General features: G+C 47.6%; 1 protein-coding gene. It reads left to right on the top strand.

What is annotated here, in order from left to right; all coding sequences use genetic code 11:
• A partial coding sequence (locus LPKJCM_RS05285; RefSeq protein ID WP_165758571.1) for a transposase occupies positions 1-382 on the top strand: 382 nt, incomplete at both ends.

The following is a 382-nucleotide window of genomic DNA, read 5'->3' as shown; positions in this document are numbered from 1 at the left end:
GGGAATATAAAGTACTGAAATCACTATGGCGCCTATTCCACAAGGCCAACCCTGACGCACAAAAGAGCCGCTACCTCTTCGGCCTGAATGAGTACTCGACCGAACAGAACGCTATTGATATTGGAACCGATACGTTTCCGGCCTTCAAAACAGCTTATGAAACCTACATCGATCTCCACAATGCTTTGATGGGGCGTCACGCTGATGAACTCAAGAATATCATCACTAACTATCAGCCTAACGGCACGCCCCTAGATACGGCCATGCATACCCTACGAAAGAATCTTAATGGCGTAATTAACGCCGCCAAATCGTCCTACTCTAACGGACCGATAGAGGGCATCAACCGTAAGATCAAGGAGCTCAAACGTGCTTGTTATGG

The organism is Lentilactobacillus parakefiri, assembly GCF_002157585.1.
In the GTDB taxonomy this organism is placed as follows: Bacteria; Bacillota; Bacilli; order Lactobacillales; family Lactobacillaceae; genus Lentilactobacillus; species Lentilactobacillus parakefiri.
The sequence above is the reverse complement of the archived record's forward strand: the minus strand, read 5'-3'. Positions and strand labels throughout refer to the sequence as shown.